At 52.6% G+C, this 18,282-nt stretch carries 13 protein-coding genes and 1 pseudogene; 7 read left to right on the top strand and 7 right to left on the bottom strand.

The window, feature by feature from the left end; genetic code table 11:
* The first annotated feature begins 68 nt into the window (after positions 1-68).
* Positions 69-1,880, top strand: a complete 1,812-nt coding sequence (locus tag EAW56_RS03570; RefSeq protein ID WP_244213341.1) for a glycosyltransferase family protein — start codon at positions 69-71, stop codon at positions 1,878-1,880.
* Positions 1,881-1,888: 8 nt separating this feature from the next.
* Here the strand turns inward: EAW56_RS03570 and EAW56_RS03565 are convergent, their stop codons facing one another.
* On the bottom strand, positions 1,889-2,716 hold the full coding sequence (locus tag EAW56_RS03565; protein ID WP_244213340.1) for an ABC transporter ATP-binding protein: 828 nt from the start codon (positions 2,714-2,716) through the stop codon (positions 1,889-1,891).
* Positions 2,706-3,641 (bottom strand): ABC transporter permease, encoded by a 936-nt coding sequence (locus tag EAW56_RS03560; RefSeq protein WP_122085116.1) that lies wholly within the window; start codon positions 3,639-3,641, stop codon positions 2,706-2,708. The genes EAW56_RS03565 and EAW56_RS03560 overlap by 11 nt, the downstream gene beginning before the upstream one ends.
* A gap of 124 nt (positions 3,642-3,765) precedes the next feature.
* On the opposite strand from EAW56_RS03560, the gene EAW56_RS12530 reads away from it, so the two are divergent.
* Positions 3,766-4,527 carry a DUF6270 domain-containing protein gene (locus EAW56_RS12530; protein ID WP_147453248.1) on the top strand — a complete coding sequence of 254 codons (762 nt, stop codon included), beginning with the start codon at positions 3,766-3,768 and terminating at the stop codon, positions 4,525-4,527.
* A gap of 20 nt (positions 4,528-4,547) precedes the next feature.
* A complete protein-coding gene (locus EAW56_RS12525; RefSeq protein ID WP_147453247.1) occupies positions 4,548-6,101 on the top strand; it encodes a hypothetical protein in 1,554 nt (517 codons plus the stop codon).
* On the opposite strand, the gene EAW56_RS12520 is transcribed toward EAW56_RS12525, so the two are convergent.
* The 3 genes from EAW56_RS12520 to EAW56_RS12655 form a co-directional block, all read right to left on the bottom strand.
* On the bottom strand, positions 6,098-7,141 hold the full coding sequence (locus tag EAW56_RS12520; protein WP_133065198.1) for a hypothetical protein: 1,044 nt from the start codon (positions 7,139-7,141) through the stop codon (positions 6,098-6,100). The genes EAW56_RS12525 and EAW56_RS12520 overlap by 4 nt on opposite strands.
* A 90-nt stretch (positions 7,142-7,231) precedes the next feature.
* Positions 7,232-9,877, bottom strand: coding sequence for a glycosyltransferase family 2 protein (locus EAW56_RS03545; protein WP_167457384.1), 2,646 nt, complete (start codon positions 9,875-9,877; stop codon positions 7,232-7,234).
* 1 nt (position 9,878) lies between these two features.
* Positions 9,879-10,187, bottom strand: coding sequence for a hypothetical protein (locus tag EAW56_RS12655; RefSeq protein WP_167457383.1), 309 nt, complete (start codon positions 10,185-10,187; stop codon positions 9,879-9,881).
* A 282-nt stretch (positions 10,188-10,469) separates the two neighbouring features.
* Between EAW56_RS12655 and EAW56_RS03540 the strand changes: the two genes are divergently transcribed.
* Positions 10,470-11,657, top strand: a complete 1,188-nt coding sequence (locus EAW56_RS03540; protein WP_095275536.1) for a glycosyltransferase — start codon at positions 10,470-10,472, stop codon at positions 11,655-11,657.
* Between the two features lie 38 nt (positions 11,658-11,695).
* On the opposite strand, the gene EAW56_RS03535 is transcribed toward EAW56_RS03540, so the two are convergent.
* Entirely contained in the window at positions 11,696-12,967 is a 1,272-nt protein-coding gene (locus EAW56_RS03535; RefSeq protein WP_122085111.1) for a hypothetical protein, read from the bottom strand.
* Between the two features lie 715 nt (positions 12,968-13,682).
* On the opposite strand from EAW56_RS03535, the gene EAW56_RS03530 reads away from it, so the two are divergent.
* From EAW56_RS03530 to EAW56_RS03520, 3 genes are all read left to right on the top strand, one after another.
* Entirely contained in the window at positions 13,683-15,860 is a 2,178-nt protein-coding gene (locus EAW56_RS03530) for a glycosyltransferase family 2 protein (protein ID WP_122085108.1), read from the top strand.
* 65 nt (positions 15,861-15,925) lie between these two features.
* Entirely contained in the window at positions 15,926-16,540 is a 615-nt protein-coding gene (locus EAW56_RS03525; protein ID WP_147453245.1) for a hypothetical protein, read from the top strand.
* The gene (locus tag EAW56_RS03520; protein WP_122085104.1) at positions 16,527-17,612 is read left to right on the top strand and encodes a glycosyltransferase; all 1,086 of its coding nucleotides are present in this window, start codon (positions 16,527-16,529) and stop codon (positions 17,610-17,612) included. The genes EAW56_RS03525 and EAW56_RS03520 overlap by 14 nt, the downstream gene beginning before the upstream one ends.
* Positions 17,613-17,876: 264 nt before the next feature.
* Here the strand turns inward: EAW56_RS03520 and EAW56_RS03515 are convergent.
* Positions 17,877-18,071, bottom strand: a pseudogene (locus EAW56_RS03515) (transposase); the annotation flags it as partial.
* Between the last annotated feature and the right edge of the window lie 211 nt (positions 18,072-18,282).

Raw genomic sequence — 18,282 nt, 5'->3', positions numbered from 1 at the left:
TCTTCACCACAACTAACCTCCAAAGAACACGGAAAAACTTCCAAAACAAAGGTCTCAAGAATACTGTCTTGAAGATCAGCAGAAGCGTGCGGAAAGAATTTCTCAATTCTGCGGTAGGTGGCAGCAAGATTGCTCTCAATCCGCTTCCGCCAACATATCGACAGAAATCATTTCCAAACGTAAAAGTGGCAGGGGTATTCGATGAGTTTTCTGCAACCGTGTGGTCGGAGGAGTTTGACCTGACGCTCATCACCAAGGCGACGGCGGAACAGATTGCAGCAGGAGATCAAAGCATTTCTCATTTTGACTTGCTATTTGTCGAATCCGCCTGGAATGGAAACAGCGGTGAGTGGCAATATCAACTCACGGGCCAGTCCGCGCCATCTAAAGATCTGGTTGCGCTCGTCTCAGCGTTTCAAGCCCAGGGGATCCCGACAGTATTTTGGAATAAGGAAGACCCGACTCACTTCGAAGAATTTATCGACACGGCCGCACTTTTTGACCATATCTTTACCACTGCCTCCGAACGGATCGAGGACTATAAGCAGCGGACGAACGCAACGTCGGTTCACCTACTACCATTCGCAGCGTCTGCGTCACTGCATAACCCAATCCGTCGGAGCTCAACGGTGCGTGATGGCGAGATAGCGTTCGGGGGAATGTACTTTGCCCATAAGTTCCCGGAGCGGCGCGAGCAGATGGATTTGTTACTGGGGGCAGCGGCTAATGTATCGAAAAATGACCGAGATAAGTTTGTAATCTTCTCCCGCTATGTGGGTGGAGAGAAGAAGTACCAATTCCCAGCCCCGCTCGATGGCTATGTCGTTGGTTCGTTACCTTACGATAAGATGCTTCGAGCGTATCGAAAGTTCAAAGTCTTCCTCAACGTAAATTCGGTCGTGAACAGCGAATCTATGTGTGCGCGCCGTGTCTTTGAATTAACCGCAGCAGGGGCATTGGTGGTGAGCACCTCGAGTCCCGCGATTCGACATTTTTTCGATCCAAATGAACTGTTTGTCGTGGAGGCACAACGCGAAGCGGAACTCCTTCTTCGATCAGTCCTTAATTCAAAGCTCCTCCGAGATCGGCAAATTCACCGGGGACAGCGCAAAATTTGGGGCCAGCATACGTATGCGCACCGTGCGGCTCGTGTTGTGGAAGTTGCCTTAGGCACATCGACGGAACTCCAAAAACCCCCTCGCGTTTCCGTCATCGCGTCGACGAACCGTCCTGACCAGCTCGGTCATCTATTCAACCAGGTGGGTCGGCAGCGCGGCGTTGAAGTTGAGCTATGTCTGATGCAACACGGATTTGATCTCGGTGAAGCCGAACTTCATCAACTTGCATCTGAACACGACATCGATGTGCTGAAGATTCGCTCGGCCGATGAATCTTTAACGCTCGGGGAGTGCCTAAATGAGCTCGTAGCCATCTCTTCGTCGCCGTACATTTCGAAAATGGATGACGACGACTTTTACGGTGAACACTACCTCTTCGACTTGGTACAAGCACACCGATTTTCAGGTGCCGACCTCATCGGGAAGCAAGCGGTGTACGTCGACCTTGTGGAGTCAGGGGCCAAAGTACTGAGGAGCCCGGAAAAAGAACACCGGTGGACTGAATTTGTTGCGGGGCCCACCCTCTTCGGTCCGCGGGAAACGTTCGAGGAATTTCCCTTTGCTTCCAAAACGAGGGGAGAGGACTCAGATCTCTTGAACCGTCTCGTACGAGCAGGAAAGCGGATCTATTCAAGTGATCGATTCAATTTCGTCCAGGTGCGACACGGGAACTCGCACACGTGGGAGAGCGGAGACCTCGAATTTCTCGCAAACGGGACCGTTGTCCAATTTGAAGACTTCCGGCGATCTGTAGAATTCTAAGCCTTAGCCTAGCCAGACATTTTCGGCGGCAGCTCATCCTCAAAAACGATCGTAGGTTCGCGGAACCGGCCTTTCATCTGCTCGATGATTTTCGCAGCTTCATCGTCTTTGCCCGTGGCTCTTCGATTGCCCCATACGCGGTAAGACTTTGTGATTTGCTCGGCAGGACCGTCAGCAATCATCTCTCCTTCATGAAGCCAGATGGCTCTTGTACAGTGCTCTTGAATCGTCGTCGCACCATGAGAGACCAAAAAGACAGTGCCTGCGGTATCGAGAAACTCTTTCATTCGGTCCTTCGCCTTTGCGGTGAAGGTGCTGTCTCCCGTAGATAGCGCCTCATCAACCAACAAAATCTCGCGTTTTACGGAAGTCGCAATCGAGAACTTCAGTCGAGCAGTCATGCCCGAAGAGTATGTCTTTAGCGGACGGTCGATTGCGTCGGTAAGCTCAGCCCATTCAATCACTTCTGGACTTTTCTCCGCGACTTCTTCGGGCGATAGTCCCATGGCCAGCAGTCCAAGACGTACGTTGTCTCTGCCGGACATTTCGCGCTGAAGCGCAGCAGAAACGCCGAGCAGCGTTGGTTTAGCCTTGACGAATACTTCACCGCGTGAGGGAGATTCCGTACCTGCGATCAGGCGGATAAGCGTTGACTTCCCGGAGCCATTCTTTCCCAAAATGCCGACAGATTCACCCGCGCTGGCAATGAACGATGCTGACTGAAGCGCCTTTACTTCCTGCATGCGGCTTCGAAAGAGGCTTTGGTAGTTACCGTTTTTCGCGATGTAGTAGCTCTTCCCAAGACCTCTTGCTACAACGGTGGTTTTATTGGACACCTGCGTACCTTTCCTCCGCGAACCAGAAGTAGATGAATCCAAAAATGGTGAGTCCAAGAGTCCAGCAAAGCAGGTGTACCCAAATGCTCAGCGACGGCAGAGTGTTGTAAATAGTGACGTCGCGGCACGCCTGCAGGAAAATATATCCTGGATTGTTATTCATGATGGCTGCTGCAGTAGGACTGGAATCGAAACGGTCGATAGAAAAGAACACACCAGAGGTGAAGAACAAAGCGCGTGTGAGCACACCGACGATGGCCCTCAGATCTGGGATGAAGGCGGTAGCCCGCGCAACGATAAACTCACACCCCAAGATCATGATATGCAGGAGCACATATAGGGGCACAATGAGGACTACGTGCCACGACGGGCCCGATGGAAACTGGAATAGGAACGCCAGAATTACTGCAACGATCGCGGGAATAAGGTTGTCAATAAATTGCCGGATCGTTGTGGCGATCGGAAGCGCAGCCTTCGGAAATGAAAAGGAAGAAATCAAACCCCTCGAGGACTGGATCAGGTTGCTACCAGAACTAATTCCGGAAGAGAAGAACTTGAAGAACACAACGCCAATAGTGAGATACCCCAGGAAGTTATCGATTCCTCGAGACGTCTTCAAAACGATTCCGAATATCAGAGCGTAGATCATGATGTCGAGGAGTGGCTGAATAATGAGCCATGCACGCCCGAGAATCATGTTTCGGGAGGATTTGAAAGCTCTGCTGCGCGCATCGAACACAATGAAGTGTCGGCGCTCCCATAATTCCCCGAGGTATTGAGCGATCGGCGGGCGAGCAGCGACCGTCGTCAGATTGGCACGTGAAACTACAGTTGCGTCAGGGTCGAGTTCCTTCGACGCCTTCTGTCTGACTTGCGATACAGGGACAGTGTAGGTGTTCGCCGCATCTTTACGATGTCTGCTCACGGTGTACCTCGCTTCTTTCTATATTGCCCGGTCTATCTTACTTTCCCGCTACTCACGCGCATAAGCTTGGCTCTTCAGCTTTGGTTGCCGTAGTCCGAATTCCCCTCTTGGTATGCTGCTTAGCATGCAAGATTCTGCTAAAGCGAGCTATAAGGTCGGCCACCCGATTCGGGTGTTCATCCACGGAGGCTGCGTAAGCAGAGACAGCGTGGAGTTCGCGGAGCCAGAGACGTATCGACTGATCCGGTACATTGCTCGGCACTCTCTATTGTCTGCGGGTAGCGATGCTGCTGCAAATATCTCAGCGCTTGAGATCCCCGGTAACTTTCAACGACGGATGGCCGAGTTTGATGTCCGCGGTAATCTCATCGGCGAACTTCGTCGGATACGACATTGCGATATTGTCTTGTGGGACCTTGTAGTGGAGCGTTCCGGTGTGTATGAATTTGGTGACGGCAGTGTGGTCACCAACTCGGCTGAGCTGAGGAAAGCGAATCAGAATCAGCAGTTTTTCAAATCGGCTCGCCACATACCGTTCGGTAGCGACGAGCATTTTGCCCGATGGGCGGGCAGTGCTGCCATGTATTCCAACATTGTTCGAGAGCTCGGGCTCCAGGAGCGATTTCTCGTCCTAGCTCCAGATTGGGCTGAAAAAGACCTTAATGGCAAGAAGACAGGACGGACAGCCGGTCTATCTGCCGCAGACTTTAATGACCTTTATAAGCGCTATTATCAGCGCCTCGAGACCCTCGGGTTCAAGGTGCTCCGCATTCACGACACAGTCGCAGATCCGAACCATAAATGGGGAAGCGCGCCCTTTCACTATGAAAAGGGATTGTATACACGAATCAACAACGCGGTTGTTTCGATGTCAACCCGCGGTTAGACGAAAAAAGGGTAGTTACCGTGAGAGACAGCGTAAGGAAAGCAGCTTCCATCACTGCTGCAGCAAGAAAGGCTGCTGCATTAAGTCGAAAGCTGGTTGCGAAAGGCAGCAAGCGTACACGCCAGGCCCTTGTCTCGCCGCTTGAAAGGGCTGCTGATGAACGCAACAAAGTTCGAGCTTTTTCTCGCGGCTATCTTATTTGCTCAAGCGACCTAGAGGTCGATGCCCCGCATGGGTGGAAGTTAGTCGAAATGGGGAACTGGAAGGCTTTCATTGATCCCCTGCTTCCACACCGGTATTCAATGAAGGGTGACTCGGTCGTCTTAGTCGTGGGGGAGCCCGTCAGCAGCTCAGGCGACAACGAGCAGGGGCCTCTTGACCAGGTGCTGCTCAGGAAGCTCGAGGGACGGGATCTCTCGGCGATTGATGACGAAGTGTGCTGGCAGGGCGGAAGATACGTTGTCTTTGTGGCTCGTAAGTCAGATGCTCGCGTGCATGTGGATGCGACGGCGAGCCGTTCCGCATTTTGGTATTCGAAGGACGGGGTGCTTGTAGTAGGTTCGCACGCCACACTTGTTGCAACAGTGGCAGGCGAAGTGTCGAGTGAAAGAGCACGATGGTTTTTGACCCACCCAGACTACGACAGCCCAGCCGGAAAGTGGCTGCCGGGAACGGTCTGCCCACATGATGCGATCAATATGGTGTTCGCCAACTGTTGTCTTGAGTTTTTCAATGGTAAGGCTACCCATCGTCGCTTCTATCCTGCACCAGGTCATCGACTACCCAAGTTGACGCCGGGCGAGGCAGCGCGCGTCATGATCGACGAATCCTCAGCAATGACGAGGGCTGCGCTGAAGCGGGGCGGTGAACCGTATCTGGCGCTTACAGCGGGAGCTGACTCGTATGTCATGCTGAGGTCTGCGTTACGGGACTTTAGAGCCGCGCGAACCATTGCAATCACGTACCATAAATTCAAAACGAATCCCAGGCATTCATATTTGGACTTGTTGGGTGCCAACAAGCGCGCATTAGCGCTTGGGCTCCCACACCTAATTCTAGATTTGGTTCCTGCCTCGAACGAGCGAGGATTCCTTGACGCGTATCGCGAATCGTTTCGAGGATGGTCAAGGTTTCCTGCACTGGCTTGCCTATTTGCCAATGAGCTCAGGAGTGACGGAGTCTTGTTTTTGGGGATCGGTCCTGAAATCGGAACTGCTTTTTATCGGCAGCGCGACGCAGACTTGAGCGGAAGCGCACTGGCTGAAAAGTATACGCAGTCCAAGATGTCTACAAACGCGTCGCTTATCGAAGAGTTCGACCGATACATCTCCTATACGGAACTCGATAAAGTGGATTGCTCCGAGCTAGACTTCTACGATCTGTTCTACTGGGAAAGTCGGTTGAGCGGGTGGGCGGCCGGAGGCTACTCCGAGTATGAACTAGCTATCGACGTCGCGCTCCCATTCAACAGCAGAAGAATTTTTGAGGCCATGCTTAGCCTGCCTTTTGAGGACCGTAAGCAAAAGGAGGTGTATGCAAAGGCGCTAAGGCTACTTGACTCGAGAGAGCATTAATTCGCCGTGGTGAGTGTTAATTCGAGGTCTAAACTGCAAGATTTCGACGCTTCGATGTCCCACCTCAATACCGAAACGGCGATTCGGCCACATGGAGCCTTTCCCGAAAACGAGAGTATTTCTTGTTGCTCGTTCGCCCGGGTAGCATCCAAATAGTAGAAGTGTCTGTGCAGTCCTGGCGACCAGTGGAGAAACGGGCTGAACTCATGTATAGGGGGATCGGTCCAGCCGCTAAAGTCGACGACCACCGCAAGATCTTTTGCGTCCAAATCGACATAGGACACCATGCTGACTGAAAAGGCGTAATTCCTGTTGAGAAGATCTAGCTCAACGGTTCGTACGGGAAATTCTTTATCCTTTGGCCCTAGGATTGAGCCAAGGGATTCAGCATAATGATCTACTTCAGAACATACCTCGTTCCAATCGGGGAATTCGATAGCGAGTCTTACGAACTCCACTTGGGTAGCCCGCGTGATCCCTTCGGTGCAATCCAAAACTGCCGTATGTGCGTCGACATTCAGCGGCAGAGACTCGACGAATCGTTCCGACAGCAAGTCCCGCTCAGAGTTGGTGTCCCAAATTGAAAGAACTCTTGGAGGTGTATCGATGTCACGACGTTGACCTCCAGTGAATTCAGCTCTATCGGGAACCGACGAGAGACATGGCGTGAACAGAACCGTAGTTGCCTGGGGGAGCGCACCCCCTAGCACAGTCGCGCTGGACGCGGCATCGCCTTCGGCGACGATGATACATCGCTGCGTGCCACAGACTTTAAAAATGGTGCGGAAGCACGCGTCGAGGAGCTCAGAATGGTGAATCTCTCTTGACATTAGCTCGCCCAGCGGGGTAGCGACGCCACAGAGAAGAACATTGGCATCGATTCTGTCCGATGCAAGGGCGGCTGGCAGGTCTGAGTTTTGAAGTTGGTTTACCAGACAAACTACGGTACGACCACTCCCTTTTGGGATCCATCGAAACGCTATGGGTGAGGGTTCGACCAGCAAAAAATCCGTCTGTGCATCAGATTGGATTTCAGTCAAGTCGAACTCTTCGATGTTGCTAAAAACTCTCGGCAATATTGCTACTTCCCGTGAACTGGGCTCCTATGTGGCGACTCGGGATTCCAGGGGTCACTGTGCGCAAAGCTCCTCGGCTGCCTGCATAATTCGGGCAGTTTCAGGGTTCGTCGCCTCGCTCATCCCATAGATCTCAATAATCTCTCGGATAAGGGTCAGGCATTCATTCAAATCTGCGGGTGCAACATTTTCGAGCTTCTTGACGTACCAGTGCTCCAGGAATTGATTGAACCGGGTCGCTTGATAGCTCTCAAGGAGTCCGACTTCTTTGAGCCATGCTGCACGTGATTTTTCAAGAGGCAGATACTTACGGTAGTAGTTCGGCGAGATGGAGTTTACAGTCGAATTTGCGACATCGGCGTAGTAGATATGCGCAGGCAACCTAGAGATGAGGATCTTGTCCGCGTAGTACAACATTTGCTGGAAGAAGTAAGAGTCTTGCCCGACGGCGCCTAGCGGCTGTTCGATTCCAAGAGAACGCAGCCAATCGGTATCGGCCACGAGGGCCTGAATACTCATAGGTTTGAAGTTGAGCGCTTGGAGTAGCTCGTTGTTCTTCCCGTTAAGCTGCCCTGTCTTTGCGATTGCATTTTTCAAAAAACGCGCGTTGTTAAACGTGCTTCGCTTGTCTTTGAAGCGAACCATGTTTCCTATTGCAAAGTTTGCGTCTTCGTCGCCTTCGATCATTCCGAGAAGCGTGGAATATGCGTCGTTTACTTGTTCATTATCGGGATCAAGATAGGTGACCCAAGGCGTCCGGACGAGTTCCAATCCTTTGTTTCTGGGGCGGGAAGCGCTTCCAGAACCGCCTTCAGGGAAGCTATAGACTTTGACGTTTTCATGAACCGAATCGAGCAGCCGCAGGATCGCCTTTGTTTTCACATCTGTAGACCCGTCGTCGACGAGAAGAATCTCTGACTTGGGATAGATAGAGCTTCGCCTGAGGGACTGCATACACTTGTGCAGGAGGTGCTTCCCGTTGTTGTAGACGGGCACGATAACGGAGATGTCAGGATTTTCCGCTGCCGGAATCTGGTCCGCCTTGGTGCGTCCACTTGTCCGGATTCGCAATGAAAGTTTTCCAGCATCGGTTGGAGTGCTACCGTGGTCGAGCCATAGTGCGTGTGGCGGTAGATCCTCGGAATCAAACCACTCGTAGGCAGGGAGGTCAGAGTCAAATCCATCAATGTACAACCTGGATGGAGCAGAATAACGGTATGCACATACTGCGTCGCTGACGATGTCGGGGCTATCGAGGTTGATCCTGTCCGGGAAAATGACCAGATCTCCGTCCGCCGTCCCTCGAAGTGAATCCACCTCGTCGGAGGGGACGAACGTGAGTGGAATATCAGTCGCCTGCGAACGCTCAAATTCCTCAAATGATTCGCGAGAGTTTGCCACCACGTATACACGGTGGCTATCTACCGGTGCCTCAATACCTGCAGCATCCAAAATTGCATCCACGCGTTCGAATGCTGTGTCGCCCAAAAATACAGAGCGAATTCCCTCGACTTGGCAGTACTTGATGTAGTCATCGGACAACGTGCGCAAGAACTGCTCGGTGTCAACTTTTGAGTCAAGCATCGTGACGTTCGGGTAGTGCGTGTTTACCCCGGCGCTGTAGTTGGAGAGAAGCAAGGTTCCCATAGCCTGTAGTTCAACGACTCGGTTAGCGAACATAGTCTGACTTGCAACCACAGAGTTGAGGTTTATTGCTAGCGGCAGGAGCCTTTGAATCTCTTGAAGCTCCCGGTGATCGAGAGGCGCGTGAAGATGGGGCACGAAGCGGTCAGGGAAATTATACCGCTCCAAATTGCTGAAGGCCTCTGGGTCAAGCTCCAAATTTCGGTCGAGAATTACGAACTGCTCGTCAGAGGCGACGACGCCATCAAAAATCTTTTCCGCTGCGGCCCGCCGTTGGGAGTACTTATGATTGAGCCACGAGCCGGCGAACAAGACTTCTCTGCCAATGTGGCGCGCAGACCCCAGGGGATTGTGGTACTGGTAGTTGACACCGAACCGAATCGCGGACACCTTGGCGTCATCGCCGAGATCGTTCTTGTACTTCGGAATCATTTCTTCTGCAGAGGTGAAGACGTGGTCTGCCAGCCGCGCAAGCCCCAAGAAGTTTGCGTAATTCGGTGGATCCTCCTTGGAATAGAAAATGACGGGAAGATCGTGTTGTTTTGCGAACGGGATCAGTTCTTCTTCGGCAATGCGCCGAGTCTCCCAGGAGGGTTGAGCGAGTCCGAGCCATTCTTCTTCAAGGCCACGCCACGCGGAAACGATGAGGACAAGGTCCAGATTAGGAATCTGAGATCTAAAATTGTCAGGAGTGAGAGGGTAGAAATCTGCAGCGCACTCTAACGAATTAAACAGAAATTCGTCCGCAATAATGCCGATTTTGGTCTTGCGTCGCGTGTTCCACTTTTGACCATTGCTGTGCGGCAAGCTCTTCGATTCTTCAATCAATTGTTGAATCTGCGCAGCAGGCTTATCCCGGAACTGTTCGTATTGCGCTAAGTAGTCTTCGCGGGAGCGAATGGGCTCGAGGAGTTTGATTTGGCCAAGCAGATATTGCTTGTAGAGATCGGCTGACGTCAGCTCGACAAGGTGGTCTGCCCGTGCCTTTCCAGCGGCTGCGTCAGCTTTGAGCTGCTCGAGTTGCTTACGGCGATTAGTGATTGCAGATTTACGCATCTTACTTTCCAGAAATCTTCTTGCGGACCGACCAGTACTTTTTTTGGTATCGAATTGCCTTGGTTGCTTCGAGCTTTTCGATGTGCGCCTCGAGTCTGTGCACTTTCGATTCGAGTTCTTTGATCCGGGACTTGTGTTTGGCAATTGCACTATCCCTTTTCTCGATACCTGTGAGGAGTTTCCCATCACGATCGAGTTCGTCGGTCAAAAGAGCATAGACGTCGCTAAGCTCCCTTGCTAATTCACCAATTTTCCTATTTGCCCTGTCGGCTATTGCCAAAGCCTCGGGTTCTTGGCGTGGTGTGGTCAAGGTGGCCCCGTTCGCTAGATTGATTCAGTGTTAGATGTTTGCATCGGTACGTCGAATATATCACCAAGGCATGGTTCGCTTCCGGGGGCTGAGAATTGGTTGATCCGCAGCGTGAGTCGTTTGCCTAACTCGCAATGGTCTTCCCCGCAAATGGGGGAAGGGGTGGAATGAAAAGTCCATACTCATCCGAGCATGGTTAGAGTCAGTACGATGGAATCATGTAGGCGCGTAGGACGTGCGTTTGCCTGATAGAGCGATTGATCAACAACGTAAAGGGAATTCATGTCTTTGAGCTCAGTACCTATCGTCGCTGTTACACGCTGTGGCATCGGCATTTACGACCAGAAGTGGTGGGAGTCCAGACTTGAGCTATTGAAAGCGATTACTTTCCCAAGTCTCACTCGCTTCGGAGACCTCGATTTTACCTGGCACATCCTCCTTGACTCTGCGGTGCCCAACAATGTGTACGCAGCGCTTCAAGAGATGGTCCAAGAATCTGGGTGTAGGTTTGTGCGGTTCAGTTTCGTTGACAACCCTGCATTCGTGCGTGAGGGAATGTTTAATGCAGTGAAGTCTGTCGCCGCTCCAGAGCAGCGTTGCCTTGCGATGCGCATCGACGACGACGATGCTGTGAGTTCCGACTTCTTCGAGAACGCGTTAGCTCTTGCGCTCGAAGATCCCGAGAAGCCTGCCGTCATTTCGCTTTCCAGAGGATTCGCGTTTAACGCACCTGATCGTGCTATTGGTGAGCTCTCGTATCCGTCCCACCCATGTAACACGGTATTCTACGGAACACGCGCGGAATTGGACCGGATCATGTTCCGCAACCACGTGAAGTGGCTGCAGTCCGCTGAGGCCCTTGGCTTCAGGTCACTTGATGTGACGTCAAAGTCCGGTCAATTCTTGTATACGTACCATAAACAAGGTGACGGTTCTTATGAGAAGCGAGTGTCCCGGGTGGAGAAGTGGCGTGAGCTGAATTCTCATGACGTAGATCGGTTTGGACTCAAGGTAGCACCCCTTGAGGCGTGGGTGGAGAAACAAAAGTCGTTGCCGAAGACGGTGGGCCTCACGTGGCGACGCGCGCAGGGAGAGCGGTGGCAACTGGATAGTCTCAAAGCAGAAATGCAACGGCTCAAGCGCGAGATTATCAAGACTAACTCGAAGATTTTTGATCCAGCGGAGCCCTTCTTGTACATGCTGAAGCCACTCAATGGCACCAAGGTACGTGCCGGCACGGTTTCGTTCACTGGAACTAGCAACGCGGGCGCCACGGTTTCAATGAGTGTTACCGGTAAAACGGGGATCTACCGCACAGTCCAGGAAGTTACTGCAGACGAGACTGACGGCAACTTTAAACTCGTCGGCAGGTTCAAACCCGGGACCTGGAACATCCGGATTCTCTCGACGATGACTACGAATGGTGAAGAGAAGCGGAAACAGCTGGACTACCAAATCGTCGCCTCGTAGTCACCGTGGGGCGGTAGACGACACCTCCGCGCTAACAACTAGGTGGTCTGGTCGTGAACTGTTGGGGTCGTGTGAAATGACAGTCGGGTGCTAACTTTCGCCAAATCATACTGCGCCGATCTATTCCACTCGCGCGTGGTCACCGTGACCGTTTTCGCGCCCGCGGGGATGTTGATCTCGTTTCCTCCAGTCCACCCGCTTCCTGAAACTGCAGGGGAATACTGAAACGGTGCGTGGAATGCGGGGGACCAGCTAAGCCCGAGGGCCTTGGCTGATGATCGCGAGAGTTCGACTCCGCTAAACGCCACTTCGAACAGCAATGCTTTTGGTTCGAGGTGGTGAGGGGAATCGACCTCGATAGTTAAAGTCTCAGTAGAAGGTAAAAGGGGGATCGATTGCGTAGAGAGCACTGGGTAGCGCTTATCCAACGACCTTTCTTGAGCCTGGAGCTCCTCAGCCTTTGCTTCTTTGTCTACTCCGCTGGAACGCAGCTGTACTTTGTCGAGTGAGGTTGACAACGCGTCGAAGTTTGTCGATGTCGTCACAATTTGGAGGACGATCTGGAGCGACTTCTTGTCTGGCGCTATGTGACCTTGCCCCAAGTTCGGCGTTAGCGCTATGAGATGCTTTGAATTCCCGAGTTGTTGTTGGAAGGGCTGAAAGTGATCCTCATAGTGGTGAGCGTCGCCCTTGTTCTGGATATAAACGACTGTCGTTGTGCTATCGCTGGTGTATCTGTTGGCAGCATTCCCCTCGAATGGAAGTTCTACCGATTCGGGTTCTGAAGCCCAGGCCTTTCTGGTGTAATAAGGGAAATAAATGTAGCGAGATATATCAACCTGAGGGTTGATCGGGACGGCAATCGCATTCTTAAATTCTGCCGCGTAAGTTAGAGCCGCCCAGCCGCCCGCGGATGCTCCGAAGAAAATTGGCGTGGTGTTGCGAACAATGGTTTTGAAGATTTCAGCGAGCGTCGTAATGAGATCTGGCTGCTTTTTGCTTCCCGCGTACCACCCTAGATTAAGCGTGCGATCCATCGATAGGGAGGGATCGGACACTAAGAGAACATTTGCGTCAAGGTCTGCTACGAGACTTCGCCCAGTCCAAAAAGGAAGCTCGCGGATCTTTTGTGAGGCGGCGCTGAAACAAATGATTGTGGATGCAGATTGATTGTTTTGCCAATCCAGCAGAATGGGTAGCTCATCGTCGATGCGAATCGGGCCTTCAAGATCGGGCCGCCACAAAGCGCGGAAATCCTCTACTGATGCAAAGCGATTAAAGTCCATCTTCTTGATGGGCCTAGTCGTCATTTAAGAGCTCCAAACATTCTTTCGCTTGTGGACTTAGGCGGCTGCAGCGTGCCCTTGTGAACACGGCTCAACGGCGGTATATGATTCCGTTCTACCACCTGTGCCAGCTTTAGTATGAAAAGATCCGTTTGGTGTCGAGGCGTCGGTGCTTCTTCAGCCGTGGGATGGGGCCACAAGTATTCGATGCTATGGGCGACGTCACTAATGTGATGTATTCACAAACGATAGGCTGGATAATGTTATAGAATATCCGCAAAGTTGCCAGAATTGCGTCGTTGGCGCAGCTAAATGAAGTTGTTGACTAGAGGGATACCGAGATTTTGTCAGGGCACTTACGGAGGGTTGTATTCCCGAGCGAATTCACAGAATTCCGACTTGTTTTAGGCGGGCCGGCACCATTCGAGCATCGGGACTTTGTTGCTACTTTTCGCTTCTTTAGTCACGCCGGCGACCTGCTCGGCGACAGCGACTTGGACGCAAGCTACTCAAACAAACTTGGCGCGTACTTCAGGTATCTCCATTCTTCCGACGCGGGGGTCGGGCAGAGCGTCATCAAACCAATCAGATTGATCAGACCGGCAAAATCGGTCGAAGTGGACGTTCTACCGTGGAAGTCGCGGGACGGTGCCAAAGCTCGTGCGGTGCAAAGTCAACTTTTTGCAGTGGCAGCAGACACAGATACGAATTTCATCTGGACTGGAAGGATTAGGGCGAAATGAGCGTTTCAGTGATCTTGCAAGCGCTCCCGGCTGATCAGCGCCTGTGGAGCCCATACATCGAGCATCTCCGTTCGATTGAGCATGTTTCAGAGTGTCGGATCGCCGTAAAGGATGGGTCGGCCTCGGAGTATTCAAGAATGTTTTCGCTTGCAGACGACTTTTTTGAGGTCATCGTTTCTAGTGAAGCAGACAATGCCGCTCAACTGCTGAATCAGGCCGCAGCATCTGCGAAAACGGATACCCTCTTGCTGCTTGAAAAGCCATTTTGGTTAGCGTTCCGAGCGGACGAGCAACGAGCTTGGCATGAGCTGGATGATGCCCGTTCTATTCGGCAAATTCAGCGAACCATTTCGGATGGTGTCGCTGGTGTCGCGGGTGTCGCAGACGAAAAGGCATCGGTTTTTGAAATACCCGTCCCTGACGAAGAAGTTGGTCTGGCGTTCCTGATCACAAAGAAGCACTTTCTTGAGATGCGTGGGTACGACGAAAGTGACGACGTCTTCGGTGCACTCGGCTACGATCTCTTGCTGCGGCAGCGTCGCGCTAGTTTGCCGGTCGATCAGAAGTTGGCAGGGTACAACGCTCTCATCGGGCAAACCGACTTCCATAGTGAGACGGGATCGGAAACGGACTTTAAAAAAGCCGCCATTGCCACGCACACTTTGTATAGAAATTTGAACGCATGGTCTGTCGACCCGGTCCTGCGAGAGCCACTCGTCTCAGTCGCTATTGCTTCGAAAGACCGCGGCAACATGCTGATCGAAAGCATTAATTCGGTTCGTTATCAGAGCTTCCAGGAATTTGAAATCATCGTGGTCGATGATGGTTCCGAAGACCAGGAAGGCACCCGGAAGTCAATTGAAGCGCTGAACGACCCTCGGATCAGATTCTATGCGCACTCGGAGAGCCAAGGCGTCGCGGCGGCGCGTAACACCGCGGCAAGTCACTCGACGTGTCTGCTTACCGCGGTGCATGACGACGATGACATCATGCTGCCGGATCGACTGCTCGAAGGCATCAAGCCACTGAGCGATCAAATTGACGCGACGTACGGAAGCTGGATCAACTTCGATGACGAAACTGGCGAGCTAAAGGGCTTCCTCACTCGAGTCGGCTTTGACGCAAATCTGATCGCGTTTAACGGCTCTGGACCTGGGCACAGTACGTGGACGGTGCCTACACGATTGGTGCAGCAATTCAAATACGACGAGCGTTTGACTTCGTCTGTTGACCACGAACTTGCAGCCCGTATGGCAAATGCGGGCGTTCGGTGGCACCACGTGCAGCAATTTATGTATCTGCGGCGAGTGCACGATTTGCAGATCACTGCGCAGGACACAGATAACCAAAAAGCCGGGCACACGCTATCTAAGCTGGCCAACCGATTCCTTACCGTGAAATCTGGTCTGGAAAAGATGTCGGAGAAAGGCTCAGCTTCCGCATACCCCAAGGTGAAGGGATCCGGTGCCCTCAATCAAGAATTTGCTGGCTACCTCCCAGACCATTTGGTTCGCCGAGAGTTGGTCTTTAAAGGCAATTCCGTGACAAAGTCTCGAGCGGCAGACATGCCGGAGCGTGTTTCCTCCATCGTGACGGACCGCGATCTGCTGAGCGGACGCCTCATCTTTGAGGAAGGCACTATCAAAGATGTGCGTCAGGCAGATTTGGTCGCGTTGCGGAAAGCCGGAGTTACAAATTTTGAGGTGCGAAGCACTGGACCTCGTGCAGGGTTTGAAGATCATGAGCATGTCGTTGAGGATGAAAAAGTCCTCGAACTTGAGATTGGGCAACGAGTTCAGCATCTCATGTTGACGCGTCTGCGCGACGCCGCCGATCATATCTCAAAGCAGAACGGACGGACCCATTTCGTAGTTGCTACCTCGAATGACGCGGGTCCGCACTTTGAAAGCCATCTTGCAGCATGCGAACCTACGGTCCTGCGGCGAATTGTCGCATCTGCTGAATTGGGAGTGTCGGCAAGCGCGTACCTCTTGGGCTTTGAATCTTCGCGTGCTTCGATACAGGCCCTGAATAGACTGTCGGAACTTGATTCATCCGCCGGGGTGTTTTTGATGAATGAAGATCCCGCCACGGTTTTTGCGGAGATCGGTCAGGAGATTGGTGACGCGGTGGTCCGTGATTCTATCGACGACTCTGGATTGGCGGGTGTGTAAGAATGCATTTTGCGTTTGAGAATCGAGACAGTGGCAAGTTTTCGCTCACGCAGATTAGTGACGGAGTGACTGACGTCATCAGTTTTCCGCGCGAGTTTCATGTTGACCTCACACTCATTGATGTAGACCCGCTCAAAGCATTAACGGCAGCGCTCCTATTATTCGGGGTCAATGATGGAAGTGGGCTGATCAATGCGCCAAGCGCTAGCCTGCAGCTTGATCGGACACTCCGGCGCCAGCGCGGAGAGTATTCGCCGCACCTCGTTGTCGACCCGCTGGCTGAAAGCACACACGACAATCACACCCAGCTTTTGCTGGCGGACCACAGAGACAGCGCGTTTCCAATTCAACCGGATGGCAAGGGACGGAACGTGCTTATCCAATGCCGGGATAGCTCACGCTGGGCGGGAAAACTGTTCTCGCTTGACAGAGTTGAATTTGCGTCGAATTACAGGATGTTCGTCGACCAAACCGGTATTAACACGACTACGGCGTTGGTTGCCACCGGCCTTCTACTCGCCGGTGATTGGAAGTCTACGATGCTCATTGTCGAAAATGTTGGGGCTCTTTCTAGAGAGGAATGCGCAGATCTTATAGAGATTTGCGCGGCTATCGGCGTGAGAACTCGCATTGTTGAAAAGAGTGCGATGGAAGGGATGCTGAAGTATGGCGAAGCGTAAGATACTCATGCCTGTTCGAACCGTTGCCGAGTGGGGCGGCGTGCACGAATGGACTGTGGATGCGGCGTCGGCGTTAATCAGAGATGGACACGAAGTCACCTTTATCGGAAGTGGCGTCGTATTCAAGGAGCGAGCCGAAGCAACGGGAGCCAAGTTTCGCGTTGTGAACTGGCATCGAGATTGGGAGCCGATTGCCCGCGAAATCGGTGAGAAGGCCGACTTCGACCTTATCTTTTCGCACGCGCCAGCTGGTAGACAATTCGGGCTAGTTGCGAACTCAATCGCGCAAAAAGAACATATCGTGATGGTGCACGGCGCATATCACGACTATATGTACGAGTGGTCAGACCAAGTGGACGCGTTTGTTGCTGCGAGCCCATCACTCGTGCACTTTACGCAAACATTCGGCAGGGTAGCGCCATGGAAGGTTACGAGCCTTCCTAATGCTGCACCAGATGAAGTGTTTGAGCTTCCTCTGCTCAGCCATGACGAAAAGCTCGAGAACGGAGTCGGGCATATCGTGACAGCGTCTCGACTTTCGAAGGATAAGGTCCCGCAGATTGATTCAGTTGAAGAAGCTGTACGGGCGCTTACGGATCTGTACCCCGACATCACATGGATCATTGACGTGTGCGGAGACGGGCCGCTCCGCGACTACTTCAATACGCGCTACGAGCGACTGAGCCTCTCAATTCCGAATGTTTCGCATGTAATGCATGGCTGGGTAGAGCCAAGTGAAGTTCCGAAGATGATGAATCGTGCATACCTATCTGTGGCCGCGGGCATGGCAGGCATGCGTGCCCTAGCGTCTGGCTCGTTGTGCTTAGGGACAGGTGCTCGTGCGACCGTTGGAATTCAGACCAAGCAAAACCTGCGCGCCGGGATTTGGAGCAACTTAGGGGACCACGGCCTGTTCCGATTCACCCCCTCAGACGTGGCCGAAGATTTGAGAGCGCTCTCTACACCCGCCGCCTACGACGATGCGGTTTCAGTGGCACGATCCGTAGTGAAACTTGGAAATTCGCAAACGATTGTCGACGAGAAGATGCGGGCGGCTCTGCAGTGCGGGTAGGGCTTTGTACGGTCTTGGTGGGACGTTAGACTAGCAATCACTTTCAGTATCCCGATCCCGGTTTCCAAGGTTAAAAGCATCTTTCTCGAAGCGCAGTTTTCATCGTGGCTTCGCGTGCTATTCAGCCCTGTACCGGGTCTTGTCTGCATGCATCGGTCATATATAGGTGATTCAAGTGTCGGTGACTGGTGCATTGCGCGATTCATCTTTTTCTGTAGACCACGTGTCTAGTACTGATGCGTTGGTGTTCTGGTGGTATCTGGGGTTGAGTCGATCCGGGCTTACATCCACCCCAAGGGTGGTGGTGAGATGATGGCAAATATCGCGTACTGTCATCCCGCCGGCGTAGAGCGAGACGATCATGTCGTCGAGCTCTGTGAGCCTGCGTGCGCCCTTGGGCACCATGCGGGGAGTAAACGTGCCGGCACGATCCCTGGGCACGGTCACTTCCACCGCGCCGTATCCAAAATTACGGTTGTGGTGTACGACCTGTTCAGAAGACTGAAATGGTAGCGGTGTGGTGAGTATCTGGTAGCGCCTGAGTGAAGCGTCCTGGGTTTGGTTCCTACCTCTGCTAAGGAAGGATTGGCACTATGCCCAGAAAATATTCCGCCGAATTCAAGGAGAAGGCGGTCCATCAGATCATCGAAATGGTCCGCCTGGAGTCTTG

Origin of the sequence: Corynebacterium gottingense, from assembly GCF_003693265.1 — a bacterium.
Classification (GTDB): domain Bacteria; phylum Actinomycetota; class Actinomycetes; order Mycobacteriales; family Mycobacteriaceae; genus Corynebacterium; species Corynebacterium gottingense.
The sequence above is the reverse complement of the archived record's forward strand: the minus strand, read 5'-3'. Positions and strand labels throughout refer to the sequence as shown.

Bases quoted from the DNA above. Each gene is read 5' to 3' on its own strand.
- EAW56_RS12530 (WP_147453248.1), top strand. From the start codon at position 3,766: ATGCAAGATTCTGCTAAAGCGAGCTATAAGGTCGGCCACCCGATTCGG.
- EAW56_RS03545 (WP_167457384.1), bottom strand. From the start codon at position 9,877: ATGCGTAAATCTGCAATCACTAATCGCCGTAAGCAACTCGAGCAGCTC.
- EAW56_RS03540 (WP_095275536.1), top strand. From the start codon at position 10,470: ATGTCTTTGAGCTCAGTACCTATCGTCGCTGTTACACGCTGTGGCATC.
- EAW56_RS03535 (WP_122085111.1), bottom strand. From the start codon at position 12,967: ATGACGACTAGGCCCATCAAGAAGATGGACTTTAATCGCTTTGCATCA.
- EAW56_RS03530 (WP_122085108.1), top strand. From the start codon at position 13,683: ATGAGCGTTTCAGTGATCTTGCAAGCGCTCCCGGCTGATCAGCGCCTG.
- EAW56_RS03520 (WP_122085104.1), top strand. From the start codon at position 16,527: ATGGCGAAGCGTAAGATACTCATGCCTGTTCGAACCGTTGCCGAGTGG.